Genomic DNA, 16189 nt, shown 5'->3' on the forward strand with positions numbered 1-16189 from the left:
AAAATCCGGGTATTTATCAGGAGGATATTCACTTGAATCAAAAGAAAAAAGGTACGATCGCGGTGACCTTGCTTTCCGCTCTGATGTTTTGTCTGTTGCCGGTCATCGTCTCGCTTTCTCCGCTTGCAGAAACGGGGCCGAACGCGAATCGTTTTAACTCCGCAGGCATGTGGGCCGCCGTCGGTCAGATCCTTGTGATATATGCGGTCCCGTTCATTATGTATGTTCTCGGTGTTCGTGTCATGAAAATCATCATGGCCGTTTTTTGCGGAATCGGGCTTATCATATGCGCGGCTGTCTTGTTGGTGGCGCTATTGGCCGCCATTTCCTTAGGGCAGGAGCTGTCTCTTTATTACGGTCCTCTCGCATGGTCAGGCGCGGCTTTTATCGTCAATGTGATATGGTACATTGCCGCGTTTCGTTCCTCTCCGAAACATCAGCAGCAGGCTATGTGACATTTGTTCTATAAATCTGCCGAAAATACAAATATTTCATAGGATGATTATGGTATGATTATAGCGGTATAGCAGTTTTTAATAGAAACGGGAGGAACTGACATTGAAAAAAAAGACGGCTTCACTTCGAATGAAAACATTAGCAGCCGGCGCTGCGGTTGCTGCGGCTTTATCTGTGGGAGCGGTTTCTGATCTGCCGGGGGCAAAATGGCTGCATCCGGCGGCTGCTCAAGCTGCGGAAACGGTATTTAAACAAAATCATGCGGCATCCGGTTTCTTGACGGGACGGTATGACGCGCAGGCCATGTCTCCGACGATGTTCAACTGGTCAAGAGAAAGCCGGTTTACAAGCACTGCCGATGGCGCATTAAAATGGGAAAAGAATGTTCCGGCCAATCCTCAAAACGGTGCGGGAGCCGCGGTTGACGGGGACGGCACCGTATTTATTCAATCAAAAGACGGGAAGCTGACGGCATATCATCCGGACGGTTCTGTGAAATGGGTGACGGAAAACCTCGGGACAACCTATACGCTGACTCCGGTGCTCGGAACAAACGGTGTCATTTATCTTCCTTCTCACGATAAAAAACTGTATTTCATCGACAAAGAAACCGGAAACATTTTAACTTCAGTTCCGCTGAGCGCAGCGCCGAGTTCTGATGCGGCTATCGGATCTGACGGCACGCTGTATGTGTCGACGCTGGATAACTATATCTATGCGATTAAACCGACGTCGCCTTCGACATGGACGCAAAAGTGGAAGTTTAAAACAAACGGCGTGGTCGGCTCTGCTCCCGTGTTAGCGTCAAACGGCACGCTGTATACGGCAACGTACAATAATATCTTTTATGCGATCAATTCCGGAACGGGCCAAGTGAAATGGTCAAAATCGACGTCCAACGGATTTAAAGGCTATCCGGTTATTGACAGAGACGGCACCGTTTACGCCGGAAACCAAGACGGCAGCTTATACGCCTATACATCAACGGGTGCTGTAAAATGGACGTTCCCGTTAAACGGTTTCTCCAGTTCTTCATTAGCGATTGACCATAACGGCAATGTGTATATCGGTTCCGGAAGCGGCGAACTGTTTTCCATCAGCAAAACCGGTAATATGAACTGGTCTTTCTATACGGACGGGCCTGTGAGAACGGCGCCGCTGATTGATGCAGACGGCAATGTGTACTTCGGCTCTGACGATAAAAACGTCTATGCGGTTGACGCTGACGGTAATGAAAAATGGCGCTATCAAACAGACAGCAATGTCATTTCCTCCCCGGTTCTGGCTGAAGACGGCACGCTTTACGTCGGCACTTTTACGAAACTGCTCGCATTCGGGGCAACAAAATAATAAAAAAAAGAATCCGCGTCATCTGCGCGGATTCTTTTTTTATTTAGAGGCTTGAATAAATACGCCTTTTTCATGAGAAAATTCTTTAAAGCCGTACACACCGTGATATGAACCGATTCCGCTCGTATTAACGCCGCCGAACGGAAGGTTAACGTCAGTGAAATGAACGACGACATCATTGATAGAAGCGTTGCCGGACGTCGTGTGCTGCAGAACATAATCGATCAGCTCCTGATTACGGCTGAATACATATAAGGCAAGCGGCTTGTCCCGGTCAGTGATGTAATCAACGGCTTCACTGATATCTTCGTAATTCATAATCGGCAGAATCGGTGCGAAAATCTCCTCCTGCATAATCTTCATATCGGGCGTGACGTTTGTCAGCACGGTCGGAGAAATCGTGCGGTCATGTGCATCGAATACGCCGCCGAAGGCCGTTTTCGCCCCTTTCTCAATGGCATCATCATATAGAGCTTTGACACGGTTAAAGTTGCGCTCATTGACAATCTGCGTGAATTTATTGCGGTCAACCGTATGATCATCCTCCATAAAACCTGCATTGACAATGGTTTGCAGGAGATCTGTAAAGGTGTCCTGTACATCTTCCTTCATAAGGAGATAGTCAGGAGCGATACATGTTTGTCCCGCATTGACAAATTTGCCGACGGCGATTTTTTTCGCCGCGTCCATTAAATCATAGCCGCTGTCAATGATCGTCGGGCTTTTTCCGCCAAGCTCAAGCGTGACGGACGACAAGTGCTTCGCCGCTGCCGTCATGACGATTTTGCCGACATTCGTGCTGCCGGTGAAGAAAATGTGGTCAAACGGCTGGTCGAGCAGTTCTGTCGCGACATCAACCTCACCTTCAAAAATGGCGACTTCTTCTTCATGAAATGCCTCGCGAATGACTGTCGCGGCAATATGGCTCGTCTCCATCGTAAAATCAGACAGCTTCACAATCGCGCTGTTGCCGGCTGCAATGGCGGCGGCAAGCGGAGCCATCGTCAGCATAAACGGATAATTCCATGGGCCGAGAATTAAAGTGACGCCTTTTGGCTCGTACATTAATACGCCGTCAGCGTCCGGGCTGACGGATGAGCCGACGCGTTTCGGCGCCATCCAGGTGTCGAGATTGTTCATATTATCTTTAATCGCCTTGATCGTTCCCTGCGTTTCCGCTCTTTTCACCTCATGATAAGGCTTGCGGACGTCCCGTCTGATCGCCTCAATGATTTCTTCTTCATGAGCGGTGACGGCATCTAAAAAGCGCTGAAGCTTTTCTTTGCGCTGCCCGGCTGTTGAAGCACGCAGTGTTTTTTGATTTTTTTTCTGAAGCTCAAAGACGCGTTTGATTTCTGCTTTTATATGCTGATCCATCGGTCTTCCTCCTCTGGTTGCTTTTTTGTTTCTTCAGGGCCTATTATAGTGTGATGTGATTTTGCGGCAAAGACAGCGTAAACGCATCTATACGTTACCGTACAAATTGCGGTGATCTGTCTAATGAAAGGAGTGTCTCTTATGCCGGATTCTGTGACAACTGACATCAAACAAGCGCTCTTGGTTATGCTTAGGGAGCGGGATATCCGCCGTGTGACCATGAAGGATATCGCCGAACGGGCGCACGTGAGCCGGGGGACACTGTACCTTTATTACGAGGATAAATATGCAATTTTAGAAGATATAGCGGAAGAAATGAAGGACGGGCTGAGTGAAGCGCTGTACGATTCGCTGAAGCATAAAGATGTGCTTCATTTAAATGGCGGCTGGCAAAAAGTGCATCCGACCCTGTCTTTTGTTGACCGGCATCGGGCGTTTTTCCAAACGATGATGGATCGTCATAAAATGCCGTATTTTCACTTTCATGCTTTTTTTAAAGATGTATTCCGGCATGATGTGCTTTTGTCACCGGTGAATGCAAATTTCTCACCGACCGAACAGGATATGTACATTCATTACCGCTCTTTATACACGTATGCCATTGTGTTGTACTGGCTGAATGAGGAGCCCGGGGCATCACCGGAAGCGATCAGCGGGCAGGTGTGGGATTTGATTTCTCAAAAACGGTTTTACTGGCTGTTCGGCCGCCGGGTGCCGGAACAAGAAGAAAAAAAGCCCGCCGACCGGCGGGTGACACGGACGAGGCAGGCCTTGCAAGAGGCTATGATCGGCTTAGCAGCGGAAAAAAAGGATTACGCGGCGATTACGATTTCCGATATTGCCCGTAAAAGCAACCTGCGCCGTGCCACTTTCTATGACCATTACGCCAACAAAGAAGCGTTGCTGAAAACGATCATCCACCAATCATGCCGGGAGCTGATCGGATTATTGACGGTAAAGGGAGATCCTGCTGACTGCTCCATGGAAGAAGCGGAAGCCGCGCTCGTCCGGCTCTTTTCCGCACTGTCCGACGGCATGCCGCTCGTCCATTTTCTGAGAGAGGGTTCCGGAGTGCCTGACGTCATCCCGGAAATGTTCAGAGCGCTGCAATCGTTTTATCTTCATCAGCCTCTGCACATTCAGGCGGGCAAAAAGCTCTATGCATACTATGTCGCGTCCATGCTTGTCGGCTTGATTCAATATCGCCTTCATGAAGGAAAAGACCACGCGCCGGACATGCTGGCCCGGGAGTTTCTGCAGTTTTTGGATGTGAAGAAGTATCGGGTGATTTTGCTGTGAAGATGATGAAAAAGAACTCCCAAAACAGGCGGAGTTCTTTTTTTTTCTGTTTTCTTCGAGAAGTGCCGTTATGAAGTGTCCGGCTTGATCCCTTATAAAAAAAGAAACCTGTCATATGACGCCAGATCAGCATTTCTGCTGCCAAACATGACAAATGTCATATTCGGGGCATGATGGCTGCTACTACAAAAGCGTCCGGCGCCCCGTTATACTTGGGATCATAATGAAAAAGAAGGGACATGACATTCATGATCAATCACGCCGCAACTCAAAAACAAGCGTCTTTAAAAAAGCAGGTTGCCGCATTTTCCGGTGCCGATACAAAGCATAGTGTCATTCAGCTTCTCAACACGTTTGTACCGTTCTTTGCCCTTTGGTTTCTTGCTTACTTCAGCCTCAATGTCTCCTATCTTCTAACCCTCGCCTTTACTGTTATAGCAGCGGGATTTTTGACAAGAATCTTTATTATTTTCCACGACTGCTGCCATCAATCCTTTTTCAAACAAAAGAAGCTGAACCGGCTGTTTGGGTTTATTTCAGGTGTGCTGACACTGTTTCCGTTCTCTCAATGGCAGCGCAGCCACTCCATTCATCATGCGACAAGCAGCAACTTAGATAAACGGGGAACAGGCGATATTTGGATGATGACCGTTAAGGAATACAACGAAGCGTCAGCCTGGACAAAAGTACGCTACAGACTTTATCGCAATCCGTTTATTATGTTTATTCTCGGCCCGATTTACGTATTTCTGATTAAAAACCGTTTCAATGTAAAAGGCGCCCGCCGCAAGGAACGCTGGAACACCTATTTCACGAACGCGGCGATTGTCTTATTGGCTGCTGCAACATGCCTGCTTGTCGGCTGGGAAAACTTTTTGCTTGTTCAGGGTCCGATTTTCCTTATTTCGGGGTCAATCGGCGTCTGGCTCTTTTATGTCCAGCACACGTTCGAGGATTCTTATTTTGAAGCCGATGAGCATTGGGACTATGTGCAGGCCGCGGTAGAAGGAAGCTCCTTTTACAAGCTTCCGAAGCTTTTGCAATGGCTGACAGGCAATATCGGCTACCATCATGTCCACCACTTAAGCCCGAAAGTGCCGAATTACAAGCTGGAAGCGGCTCACGAGGGGCATGAACCTTTAAAAAACGTACCGACCATTACGCTTAAAACAAGTCTTGAATCCATGAAATTCCGTCTGTGGGATGAGGATGAAAAGCAATTTGTCACCTTTCGGGAGGCGCGGAAAACACCGCCGCCCAAGCAGGTGCCGAAAGAACGTTTAAAGAAAAATGCCTGATATGGCGCGCGGCTCTTTCTCTTATCAGAAAGGGCCTGCTCTTTATGTGTGAGGATGCAATAAAGGCGGCGTTTTGGTAAAGTGATGGTAGACACAAGCGGTAGAAGGTGGAATAAGGATGAAGAAATATTTTAAATTTCAAAAACTGAATGGGATTTCTCCTTATATATGGACGATTTTTTTCATCTTGCCCTTTTATTTTATTTTCAAGAGCTCTTCTACCTTTGTAATGGTGTCCGGCGTCATTTTCACACTTGTTTTCTTTGGCGCGTATCGCTTTGCATTTGTTGCAAAAGGCTGGCCGGTTTACTTATGGGCGCTTCTTCTGATCGGCATATCGACCGGTTCAGTCTTGCTGTTCAGCTATATTTATTTCGCTTTTTTTATTGCCTACTTCATCGGCCATATCCGGGACAAAGTTCCATTTTACATCTTATATTACATTCATATCATCAGCGCGGCGATTGCCGTCAACTTCAGCCTTGTTCTGAAAAAAGACTGGTTTTTGACGCAAATCCCGTTTATCGTCATCACTCTGATCAGTGCCATCCTCCTCCCGCTCAGCATTCGAAGCAGAAAGGCACGAGAGCGCCTTGAGGAGAAATTAGAATATGCAAATGAACGAATCGCGGATCTTGTGAAGCTGGAAGAAAGGCAGCGCATTGCCCGGGACCTTCACGATACACTTGGACAAAAGCTCTCCTTAATCGGACTGAAAAGCGACCTTGCCCGAAAGCTGATTTACAAGGACCCTGAACAGGCCCGCACTGAACTGAAAAGCGTTCAAGAGACGGCCCGCTCCTCCTTAAATGAGGTCAGACAAATTGTCTCGTCGATGAAAGGCATCCGATTGAAGGATGAGCTCGGCAATGTTCGGCAAATTCTTGAAGCGGCAGGAATTGAATTTGTGTATGAAGAAAAAGAAGCGCCAAAACATATCTCTTTGCTGAACGAAAACATTGTCAGCATGTGCATTAAAGAAGCCGTCACCAATGTCGTGAAACACAGCGGCGCCAAAGTATGCCGCATCACCATTCAGCAGCTTTGGAAAGAGGCTGTCATTACGGTAGAAGACGACGGCAGCTTTCAATGCAGAGAAGACCGCTTTTTTTCAAAGGGGCACGGCCTGCTTGGAATGAGAGAACGGCTTGAATTCGCGAATGGCAGTTTAGCCATCGATACAGCTGCCGGAACAAAGCTGACCATGAGAATCCCGAATGATTCAAAATCAAAAGAAAAGGATGGTAGCAGATGATCAACATCTTCATTGCCGAGGATCAGCAAATGCTGCTTGGCGCACTCGGTTCGCTGTTGAATTTAGAAGAGGATATGACGGTTGTCGGCCAAGGCACAAGCGGCCAGGATGCGATCGACTTCGTGGAAAAAAATGCGCCTGACATCTGTCTGATGGATATTGAAATGCCCGGGGTATCAGGTCTTGAGGCGGCGGAAAAACTCAAGGACAGTGATGTGAAAATTATCATTTTGACGACCTTTGCCCGCTCCGGCTATTTTCAGCGGGCGCTAAAAGCGGGCGTCAGCGGTTACATGCTCAAGGACAGCCCGAGTGAGGAGCTCGTCAGCGCCATCCGCAGCGTTATGAAAGGAAGGCGCGTCTACGCCCCTGAATTAATGGAGGATATCTATGGTGAAGAAAACCCGCTGACTGAACGGGAAAAAGCGGTGCTCGAACTCGTCGCAGACGGAAAAAACACGAAAGAAATTGCAAATGCCCTCAGCATCAAAAGCGGTACAGTCCGCAATTACGTTTCGATGATTCTGGATAAATTAGAAGTGAAAAATCGAATTGAGGCCATTACCCGCTCAAAGGAAAAGGGCTGGTTTAAGTAACCAGCCCTCCTTGTTCAGCCAGTGTTTTTGCACTGGCTTGTTTCTTTTTCGCCGTCACTCTGTCTCTTCCTTCCACTTCTTATCAATCAGCATTTTCCCCGGCCATGTGTATGCCATGATGCCGCCGTCTGCCGTGATGTCTTCTCCTGTGACGTAAGAGCTGTCGTCTGAAGCGAGGAAGAGCGCGACAGCCGCCATTTCTTCCGGTTTTCCGAGCCGGCCGAGCGGCGTGATCCATTTGTTGGCTTCACGGAACGCCTCGCCCATTTCGTCTTCTTTCGTGCCTGCTAATTTATCAATGAGCGGCGTTTCAATCGTGCCCGGCGATAAGGAATTGACGCGGATTCCGCTTTGGGCGTAATCAATGGCCATCGCTCTCGTCAGGTTTGTAATTCCGCCTTTTGCGGCGTTATAGCCGGAGCGGTCAAGGTCTGCGGCCCGGCCTGACATGGAGGAGGTGTTAATGATGGAGCCTCCTTTTTCGAGCATAAGCGGAATGAGATATTTGCTGCACAGAAATGTGCCGCGCAGATCGACGGCGATGATCCGGTCAAAAAGTTCGACCGGGTATTCATGGACTTTGCCGCCCTCTTGGTCAACACCGGCATTGTTAAAAAGAATATCTATTGTTCCGTACTTTTGCTGAATGCCGTCTGCAAAAGACTTTACGTTTTCTTCGTCTGATACATCAAGATGAAAGGCCTCTGCTTCTCCGCCATTTTTTCTGATGGCGCTGACGGTTTCATTCAGTTCGCTTTCCTTGATGTCACCGCAGATCACGCGGGCGCCTTCATCGGCGAAAACCCGTGCCGTCGCTTGTCCGATGCCTGTCGCGGCCCCTGTGATGATTGCGGTTTTGTCTGTTAATCTTCCCATATAGCGATTCCTCCTTTTTCTATATCTGTTCCCGCTGATTAGGGGGATAAACATATAGAACTTCATTTCTAAATACCTATTAAATATGTTAATATTATGTATATACATCATTGGGAGGCTTACATATTTTGAAGATACAGCATAAGAAGGAGATAGCGCTTTATTGTTATACCGTTGTCCCTATATGGTTTGCTATTTCCATCGTCATCGCTATTTTTTCTCATGACATCACATTTCCTCTCACCGTAAGAAATGTTCTGCATGAGTTTTTGCGAAACATGGGATCTCTTCTCTTATTTAGTTTGTTTTTCTACCCGTCATACATATGGATGAAGAAGGAATTCGGCCGCTGGAAAGAAGAAGAAAAGAGAGGATGATCAGCATTCTCTCTTTTTTATTGATAAAATGGGTGAAATGAATCCATTAACATGTTAAATTTACAATATATGCATCTGCTGATCCAGTTGACAATTGTCACCGCATATGATAAATAGATGCTGAAAAGATTTTACATACCATCAAAGCATAATTAAAGGAGAGATCTGAAGTGCGGAAAAAAAAGTTTAAAGCAGAATCCAAGCGTTTGCTGGATATGATGATTAACTCCATTTATACGCAGAAGGAAATTTTTCTCAGAGAGTTAATTTCCAATGCGAGTGATGCGATTGACAAAATCTATTACAAAGCGCTAACCGATGATTCTTTAACGTTTGATCAAGACAATTACTACATAAAAGTGACGGCGGACAAAGAGGCGAGAACGCTCACTGTCACAGATACCGGTATCGGGATGACAAAAGACGAGCTTGAACAGCATCTCGGAACGATTGCGAAAAGCGGTTCACTCGCTTTCAAGCAAGAAAATGACACGAAAGACGGCCATGACATTATCGGCCAGTTCGGCGTCGGTTTTTATGCGGCGTTTATGGTGGCTGATAAGGTCACGGTGAAAAGTAAAGCGCTCGGCAGTGACGAGGCGTATGTATGGGAGTCGGAAGGGGCTGCCGGCTACACGATCGAGCCGTGTGACAAGGAAACCGTCGGTACGGAAATCACCCTGAAAATAAAAGAAAACACAGAAGATGAAAGCTATGATGAGTTTTTAGAAAACTACCGCATCAAAGCGATCGTGAAAAAGTACTCAGACTTTATCCGCTACCCGATCAAAATGGAAGAGACGGTCAACAAGCCGAAAGAGGGCAGCGAGAACGAGTTTGAAGAGGTTCAGGAAGAACAGACGGTCAACAGCATGGTGCCGATCTGGAGAAAAAACAAAAGCGAGCTGACGGATGAGGATTACGAGGCTTTTTACGCTGAAAAGCATTACGGCCTCGATAAACCACTGACCCACGTGCACATCAGCGTCGATGGAGCGGTGCGCTACAATTCGATTTTGTTTATTCCGGAAAACATGCCGTTTGACTATTATACGAAGGAATTCGAAAAAGGATTGGAGCTGTATTCCAACGGCGTGCTGATCATGAATAAATGCGCCGACCTGCTTCCGGATCATTTCAGCTTTGTAAAAGGCATGGTGGATTCTGAAGATCTGTCGCTGAACATTTCCAGAGAAATGCTGCAGCATGACCGCCAGCTGAAGCTGATTGCGAAAAACATCAATAAAAAAATCAAAGCCGAGCTGAAGAGCCTGCTGAAGAACAAAAGGGAAAAATACGAATCTTTCTATGAATCTTTCGGCAGACAGCTGAAATTCGGCGTCTACAATGATTTCGGCGCGAATAAAGACGTATTAAAAGACCTGCTTCTTTTCTATTCTTCTAAGGAGAAAAAGCTCGTCACACTGGATGAATATGTGTCCAGAATGCCTGAGGATCAAAAATATATCTATTACGCGTCCGGCGATTCATATGAGCGGATTGAAAAGCTGCCGCAAACTGAAATGGTGGCGGACAAAGGCTACGAGATTCTATATTTCACGGAAGATATTGATGAATTCGCGATCAAAATGCTGACAAGCTATGAGGAAAAAGAGTTCAAATCCGTATCTAGCGCCGACTTAGGCATCGACAGTGACGAAGATGAAAAGCAGACTGAAGCCGAAGAAAACGAATATAAAGACCTGTTTGAAAGCATGAAAGACATTCTTGCGGATAAAGTCAAGAATGTCAGAGCATCAAAACGCTTGAAATCTCATCCGGTCTGCTTTGCGACAGACGGCGAAGTGACGATCGAAATGGAGAAAGTGTTAAACGCCATGCCTGACAGCCAGCAGGTCAAAGCGGAAAAAGTGCTGGAAATCAACCCGAATCACGAAGTGTTTGAGACGTTAAAGAACGCGCACGGACAAGATCGGGAAAAGCTTGCTTTATACACAAATCTTCTCTACAATCAGGCGCTGCTGATTGAAGGGCTGCCGATCCATGATCCGGTCGAATTTACGAATGATATTTGCAAAGTCATGGTATGACGCCAAAAAAGGAATCGCCCGTCGGGGGCGATTCCTTTTTTTATTACAGCGTGCGCTGTTTAAGAATTTGATTTTGTTTGCTGCGCTTCTTTAAGGAGAACCGTTTTTTCAAGTGCGTTTCAATTTCTTCTAAACTTCTGCCCTTCGTTTCAGGAACGATGTAAGCGGCGAAGAAGAAGGATGTGAGGCAGATGACTGAGAAAATTCCGAATACCCAGCCGATGCCCATGGCGCTCAGCATAAGCGGGAATACCAGTGAAACGACAAGGTTTGTTGCCGACAGAATCAATGTCGTAAATCCGGTTGCAGCTCCGCGTGCGTTTGACGGGAACAGTTCCGGCATCAGGACCCATACGACGGGACCCCATGTCGCCTGGTAAAAGACGATATAGATTCCGAGAAACAGCACGGTCAGCCAAGCCGTAGAAGCTGATAGGCCTGCCAGAAGGAGAATGGCTGATAATGACGCCAGGCTCAAGGTGATGCCGATGCTTCCCCACATCAGCAGTTTTTTCCGGCCGATCCGGTCAATTAAGATCATGGCGGTGATACACATGATGACGTTTAAGACACCGATTCCCATTGTGCCGAGAACGGACGCCGAGGTGCCGAGTCCGGCCTTTGTAAAGATGGTCGGCGCATAGTAAATCACCGTGTTGATACCGACCGCCTGCTGGAAGATGGCGAGGCCGATCCCGATCAGCAGCATAGGGCGGATCCATTTTGCTTTCAGCAAGCCGAGCGTAGATTCTTTTTTCTCAGCTTCACCTTGTTTCATTTCCGCCAATTCAACGGCGATATCCTCTTTGTCGTGCGTCATTTCCATGACTTGTCTGGCTTCCTGTTCACGGCCGCGTTTGACGAGCCATCTCGGCGATTCCGGCATAAACGCGATTCCGATTAATAACAGCGCCGCCGGTACTGCGGCGAGACCGACCATCCAGCGCCAAGCTTCAAATGGGGTGAATATGTAATTCACAATATATGCGAGTAAAATTCCGGTTACAATCATTAAGTTATTCAATGTGCCAAGCGTTCCGCGTATTTTTGTCGGAGCCATCTCAGAAAGATAAACGGGAACAAGCGCCGTTGAACCGCCGACGGCTAAACCGAGAATGACACGTGAGATGATCAGCATGGTGACGGTTTGCGAAGCTGCGCAGGCAAGCGCGCCGATAATGAAAATGAGTGAAAGGACGAAGACGACTTTTCTCCGGCCCCATCGGTCAGAGCATGTCCCGCTTAAAGCGGACCCGAAAATCGCACCGAGCAGCAGCATGCTGACGACCAATCCCTCAGTCAGCGTGTTTAAAGGAATATCATTGTTGATAAAAAGCAAAGCCCCTGAAATCACGCCGGTGTCATAACCGTAAAGCAGCCCGCCTAATGCTCCGAAAAAGTAAATCAGATATTTTTTGGTGTTTTTCTTCACAGATGATCCTCCTCATCTTTTTGGAACGCATAATAGTTTATTTAGATAACTATTTCATTCCCCTGTGAAAAAAATATAAACCTTTAAAAAAAACACGCCCTTTTAAAAGGCGTGTTTCTTTTTTCTTAGGAAAACAGCTTGTCGATAAACGCGATTTCTTCCGCAGAAAGCGTGATGGAGGCTGCTTTCATATTGTCTTTTAATTGATCCGCGCGTTTGGCGCCCGGAATCAGGATGTCGATTTCAGGTCTCGCCAAATACCAGGCAAGCACGATATGCGCCGTGTCGGCATTGTGCTTTTCGGCAATCGGTTTGAGCTGGTTGACTTTTTTGATGTTTTCTTTAAACTGCTCCCCTTGGAAATGCGCCTGATCATTGCGCAGATCGCCTTCAGGGAAGGTGGTGTTCTCGTCGTATTTGCCGGCTAACAGTCCGGATACAAGCGGGAAGTACGGGATGAATGAGATGCTGTGTTCTGTCGTATAAGGGAAGAAAGTCTTTTCCGCCTCACGGTTCAGCAGGTTGTATTCCCCTTGAATCACATCGACTAAGCCGTCTTTGTTGGCTTCTTTCAGTTGCTCCAGAGAGAAATTGGAGACGCCGATGGAACGGATTTTTCCTTCTTTTTTCATCTCATTCAATGCTTGGACGGCTTCGTCCTTCGGTGTGTGCTCATCCGGGAAATGGATGTAGAATAAATCAATGTAATCAGTCTGCAGACGTTTCAGGCTGTCTTCAACTGATTGTTTCAAAAAGGCCGGTGAGTTGTCGAAAACAAAGTCATCGCCTTCTTTTCTGTGCGCGGCTTTTGTGGCGATGAAGACATCCTCGCGGTTAAATTCTTTCAGCACCTCGCCGATTAATTCTTCAGAACGGCCCACCCCGTAAATATAGGCGGTATCTAACATGGTAACGCCGCTTTTAATCGCTTCCCGGACCAATTCTTTTCCCGTCTCTTCATTCAGATTCGGATAGAGATTGTGTCCGCCGACCGCATTTGTTCCCAAACCGATCGGAAATACTTGTAGGTCAGTTTTGCCGATTGTTACTTTGCTCATGTTTTCGCCCCCTGAAAAACTAGATTAGGATATCACAGCGCCTGCCGGAAAAATACGGCAGCGCATTCTCTATTAATTGTAACGCTATGCCAAGTGAATGTCGATTTGGTGCTCTTGACAATACTTTGTATATTCCTCATCAAGCTGCTGAGAAGTGACGATGCTGTGAAGCCGGTCGAAAGGCGCGTATGTCAGAAGCGTGGATTTGCCGAATTTGGAATGGTCTGCGAGCAGATACACTTCGTTCGCCTTTTCGGAAATTTTCTTTTTCACCTCGTATTCCAGCAAGTCGGAATTCGTCAGGCCGTGGGTGATCGTTGTCCCGGTAGCGGACATGAACGCCTTGTTAATATTGTATTTATTGAGGGTGCTCGGATCATCAATGCCGACAAATGACCTTGTCTTCCGCTTGTAGTTGCTGCCGATGATGATCAGGTCGACATTTTTCATGGATGAAGCGGCGTTAATAATATCAAGACTGTTCGTCAGCACCGTCACATTCTTATCCGGATCAAGCGTCTCCAGCATCGATTTGGTCGTCGTGCCGGAATCAATAAACACAAGATCGTGATCCTCAATAAACCGTGACGCATAGCGGGCGATTTTGATTTTTTCATCCTGATGTTGAATGGTGCGGTTCTCAAAAGGGACGAGCATGGATTTTTCTGCTGACGTCACGCCGCCGTACACCTTTTTGATCACCCCTTTTTCCGCAAGCTTATTAATATCGCGTCTGACCGTGTTTTTAGAGACGTTGAAAACCTCGCACAGCTCATCCAGCGAAGTAGCTCCGTGTTTGAGAATGTATTCTTCCATCTCCTGAATCCGCATCAGTTTCATAAAAAAACTCCTTCTAGAATTCTTAAAGTAATTAAAATATATAATAAACACCAAGAGTTAATCAATAGTTACTTAACAAATGATAAAAAAGATGGATCTCCCGTACGATTTGACACCGTTCTTCAAGTTCCTGTTTTCCCGATCCAAAAAGGTATGATAAAAATAGTGAAAAAATTTTGATTTTTTAGATTGACTTGAAGTGGTGTGGGGATTACAATGTAACCAAGAAATGACCAAAATGTAACCCGCAAGATCAAAAATGATAGATGTAACCGTTTGCTTGGTTCGGTACATGACCAACTTTTACATGGGAAGATGGGAGACACCATCATTTTAGCATTTGTAAGCGTTTAATTCATGTCTTTTGTATGTAAAAGATGAATATATTCATCCGTTATTACCAGCTGAACAGGATGTTTACTATTTAAGGAGGCAATGAGCATGGCAGAGATCAGAAAACTGAAAAACTACATCAATGGTGAATGGGTTGAAAGTAAGACAGATCAATATGAAGACGTTGTCAATCCGGCTACAAAAGAAGTGATGTGCCAGGTTCCGATTTCTACGCGGGAGGATGTGGAATACGCCGTCCGCTCAGCGTCAGAAGCGTTTAAAACATGGTCAAAGACGGCAGTGCCGCGCCGCGCGAGAATTCTATTTAACTATCAGCAGCTTCTTCAGCAAAACAAAGAAGAGCTTGCCCGCCTGATTACTTTGGAAAACGGTAAAAACACGACAGAAGCACTCGGTGAAGTGGGACGCGGAATTGAAAACGTCGAATTCGCAGCAGGCGCGCCGTCACTCATGATGGGCGATTCACTTGCCTCTATCGCCACAGATGTAGAAGCGGCGAACTACCGCTATCCGATCGGGGTGGTCGGCGGCTTCGCACCGTTCAACTTCCCGATGATGGTCCCGTGCTGGATGTTCCCGATGGCGATTTCGTTAGGAAACACGTTCATTTTGAAGCCGTCTGAGCGCACGCCGCTGTTAACGGAAAAACTGGCAGATTTGTTTGAACAGGCCGGTCTGCCGAAGGGCGTCTTCAATGTCGTGCACGGCGCGCATGACGTCGTAAACGGCATTCTTGAGCATCCGGAGATTAAAGCCATCTCATTCGTCGGTTCAAAACCTGTCGGCGAGTATGTTTTCAAAAAAGGCAGCGAACATTTGAAACGCGTGCAGGCGTTAACGGGGGCGAAAAACCACACGATCGTATTAAATGACGCCCACCTTGAGGATACGGTCACAAACATTATCGGCGCGGCATTCGGTTCGGCAGGAGAACGCTGTATGGCATGCGCGGTTGTGACGGTTGAAGAGGGAATCGCCGATGAGTTTATGGCGAAATTACAGGAAAAGGCCGCGGACATCAAGCTCGGAAATGGACTGGATGACGGCGTGTTCTTAGGCCCGGTCATCCGCGAGGACAACAAGAAGCGTACGCACAGCTATATTGAAAAAGGCATCGAAGAGGGAGCGAGACTGCTTTGTGACGGCCGTGAAAATGTAACGGAAGACGGCTATTTCGTCGGACCGACGATTTTTGACAACGTGACGACGGATATGACGATCTGGAAAGATGAAATCTTTGCGCCCGTTCTGTCGGTCATGCGTGTGAAAAACTTAAAAGAAGCGGTTGACATCGCCAACCAGTCTGAATTTGCGAACGGCGCCTGCCTGTTCACTTCAAATGCGAACGCGATCCGCTACTTCCGTGAGAATATTGACGCGGGAATGCTCGGGATCAACCTTGGCGTCCCGGCGCCGATGGCATTCTTTCCATTCTCAGGCTGGAAGTCTTCTTTCTTCGGCACACTGCACGCAAACGGAAAAGACAGCGTCGACTTTTATACACGTAAAAAAGTCGTGACGGCACGATATCCGTCTCCTGATTTCAATTGACAGCCGGCCCGGACGGCTT

14 protein-coding genes are annotated in these 16189 nt (G+C 47.1%); 9 read left to right on the forward strand and 5 right to left on the reverse strand.

Going from position 1 to position 16189, the window contains the following annotated elements; all coding sequences use genetic code 11:
- The first annotated feature begins 32 nt into the window (after positions 1-32).
- Positions 33-455 (forward strand): DUF5391 family protein, encoded by a 423-nt coding sequence (locus AUL54_RS11320; protein WP_060963865.1) that lies wholly within the window; start codon positions 33-35, stop codon positions 453-455.
- Positions 456-585: 130 nt separating this feature from the next.
- Positions 586-1806: a PQQ-binding-like beta-propeller repeat protein gene (locus AUL54_RS11325; RefSeq protein ID WP_101605591.1), complete on the forward strand. Its 1221-nt coding sequence runs from the start codon at positions 586-588 to the stop codon at positions 1804-1806.
- Positions 1807-1845: 39 nt separating this feature from the next.
- Here the strand turns inward: AUL54_RS11325 and AUL54_RS11330 are convergent, their stop codons facing one another.
- Entirely contained in the window at positions 1846-3183 is a 1338-nt protein-coding gene (locus AUL54_RS11330) for an aldehyde dehydrogenase family protein (protein WP_060963867.1), read from the reverse strand.
- Between the two features lie 141 nt (positions 3184-3324).
- Here AUL54_RS11330 and AUL54_RS11335 point away from each other — a divergent pair, with 141 nt between their 5' ends.
- The 4 genes from AUL54_RS11335 to AUL54_RS11350 all read left to right on the forward strand — a co-directional run bounded on the left by AUL54_RS11335 (position 3325) and on the right by AUL54_RS11350 (position 7631).
- On the forward strand, positions 3325-4482 hold the full coding sequence (locus tag AUL54_RS11335) for a TetR/AcrR family transcriptional regulator (RefSeq protein ID WP_060963868.1): 1158 nt from the start codon (positions 3325-3327) through the stop codon (positions 4480-4482).
- A gap of 248 nt (positions 4483-4730) precedes the next feature.
- Positions 4731-5780 carry a Delta(5) desaturase DesA gene (locus AUL54_RS11340; protein ID WP_060963869.1) on the forward strand — a complete coding sequence of 350 codons (1050 nt, stop codon included), beginning with the start codon at positions 4731-4733 and terminating at the stop codon, positions 5778-5780.
- Between the two features lie 118 nt (positions 5781-5898).
- A complete protein-coding gene (locus AUL54_RS11345) occupies positions 5899-7035 on the forward strand; it encodes a sensor histidine kinase (protein WP_060963870.1) in 1137 nt (378 codons plus the stop codon).
- Entirely contained in the window at positions 7032-7631 is a 600-nt protein-coding gene (locus AUL54_RS11350; protein ID WP_060963871.1) for a response regulator transcription factor, read from the forward strand. Before AUL54_RS11345 ends, AUL54_RS11350 begins: the two co-directional genes overlap by 4 nt.
- A 54-nt stretch (positions 7632-7685) precedes the next feature.
- Here AUL54_RS11350 and AUL54_RS11355 read toward each other — a convergent pair whose 3' ends face one another.
- Positions 7686-8507 carry an SDR family oxidoreductase gene (locus AUL54_RS11355; protein WP_060963872.1) on the reverse strand — a complete coding sequence of 274 codons (822 nt, stop codon included), beginning with the start codon at positions 8505-8507 and terminating at the stop codon, positions 7686-7688.
- 128 nt (positions 8508-8635) lie between these two features.
- Here AUL54_RS11355 and AUL54_RS11360 point away from each other — a divergent pair, with 128 nt between their 5' ends.
- Positions 8636-8884 carry a hypothetical protein gene (locus AUL54_RS11360; RefSeq protein WP_060963873.1) on the forward strand — a complete coding sequence of 83 codons (249 nt, stop codon included), beginning with the start codon at positions 8636-8638 and terminating at the stop codon, positions 8882-8884.
- A gap of 170 nt (positions 8885-9054) precedes the next feature.
- Positions 9055-10935 carry a molecular chaperone HtpG gene (htpG, locus tag AUL54_RS11365; RefSeq protein WP_060963874.1) on the forward strand — a complete coding sequence of 627 codons (1881 nt, stop codon included), beginning with the start codon at positions 9055-9057 and terminating at the stop codon, positions 10933-10935.
- Between the two features lie 43 nt (positions 10936-10978).
- Here htpG and AUL54_RS11370 read toward each other — a convergent pair whose 3' ends face one another.
- From AUL54_RS11370 to AUL54_RS11380, 3 genes are all read right to left on the reverse strand, one after another.
- A complete protein-coding gene (locus tag AUL54_RS11370) occupies positions 10979-12367 on the reverse strand; it encodes a sugar porter family MFS transporter (RefSeq protein ID WP_060963875.1) in 1389 nt (462 codons plus the stop codon).
- Positions 12368-12492: 125 nt separating this feature from the next.
- Positions 12493-13425, reverse strand: a complete 933-nt coding sequence (locus AUL54_RS11375) for an aldo/keto reductase (RefSeq protein WP_060963876.1) — start codon at positions 13423-13425, stop codon at positions 12493-12495.
- A gap of 84 nt (positions 13426-13509) precedes the next feature.
- The gene (locus tag AUL54_RS11380; RefSeq protein WP_016937417.1) at positions 13510-14265 is read right to left on the reverse strand and encodes a DeoR/GlpR family DNA-binding transcription regulator; all 756 of its coding nucleotides are present in this window, start codon (positions 14263-14265) and stop codon (positions 13510-13512) included.
- Between the two features lie 441 nt (positions 14266-14706).
- On the opposite strand from AUL54_RS11380, the gene iolA reads away from it, so the two are divergent.
- Positions 14707-16170 (forward strand): methylmalonate-semialdehyde dehydrogenase, encoded by a 1464-nt coding sequence (iolA, locus tag AUL54_RS11385; RefSeq protein ID WP_060963877.1) that lies wholly within the window; start codon positions 14707-14709, stop codon positions 16168-16170.
- Positions 16171-16189 lie beyond the last annotated feature (19 nt).

Origin of the sequence: Bacillus sp. SDLI1, from assembly GCF_001553895.1 — a bacterium.
Lineage (GTDB): Bacteria > Bacillota > Bacilli > Bacillales > Bacillaceae > Bacillus > Bacillus siamensis.

Bases quoted from the DNA above. Each gene is read 5' to 3' on its own strand.
- AUL54_RS11325 (WP_101605591.1), top strand. From the start codon at position 586: ATGAAAACATTAGCAGCCGGCGCTGCGGTTGCTGCGGCTTTATCTGTG.
- AUL54_RS11330 (WP_060963867.1), bottom strand. From the start codon at position 3,183: ATGGATCAGCATATAAAAGCAGAAATCAAACGCGTCTTTGAGCTTCAG.
- AUL54_RS11335 (WP_060963868.1), top strand. From the start codon at position 3,325: ATGCCGGATTCTGTGACAACTGACATCAAACAAGCGCTCTTGGTTATG.
- AUL54_RS11340 (WP_060963869.1), top strand. From the start codon at position 4,731: ATGATCAATCACGCCGCAACTCAAAAACAAGCGTCTTTAAAAAAGCAG.
- AUL54_RS11345 (WP_060963870.1), top strand. From the start codon at position 5,899: ATGAAGAAATATTTTAAATTTCAAAAACTGAATGGGATTTCTCCTTAT.
- AUL54_RS11350 (WP_060963871.1), top strand. From the start codon at position 7,032: ATGATCAACATCTTCATTGCCGAGGATCAGCAAATGCTGCTTGGCGCA.
- AUL54_RS11355 (WP_060963872.1), bottom strand. From the start codon at position 8,507: ATGGGAAGATTAACAGACAAAACCGCAATCATCACAGGGGCCGCGACA.
- AUL54_RS11375 (WP_060963876.1), bottom strand. From the start codon at position 13,425: ATGAGCAAAGTAACAATCGGCAAAACTGACCTACAAGTATTTCCGATC.
- AUL54_RS11380 (WP_016937417.1), bottom strand. From the start codon at position 14,265: ATGAAACTGATGCGGATTCAGGAGATGGAAGAATACATTCTCAAACAC.
- iolA (WP_060963877.1), top strand. From the start codon at position 14,707: ATGGCAGAGATCAGAAAACTGAAAAACTACATCAATGGTGAATGGGTT.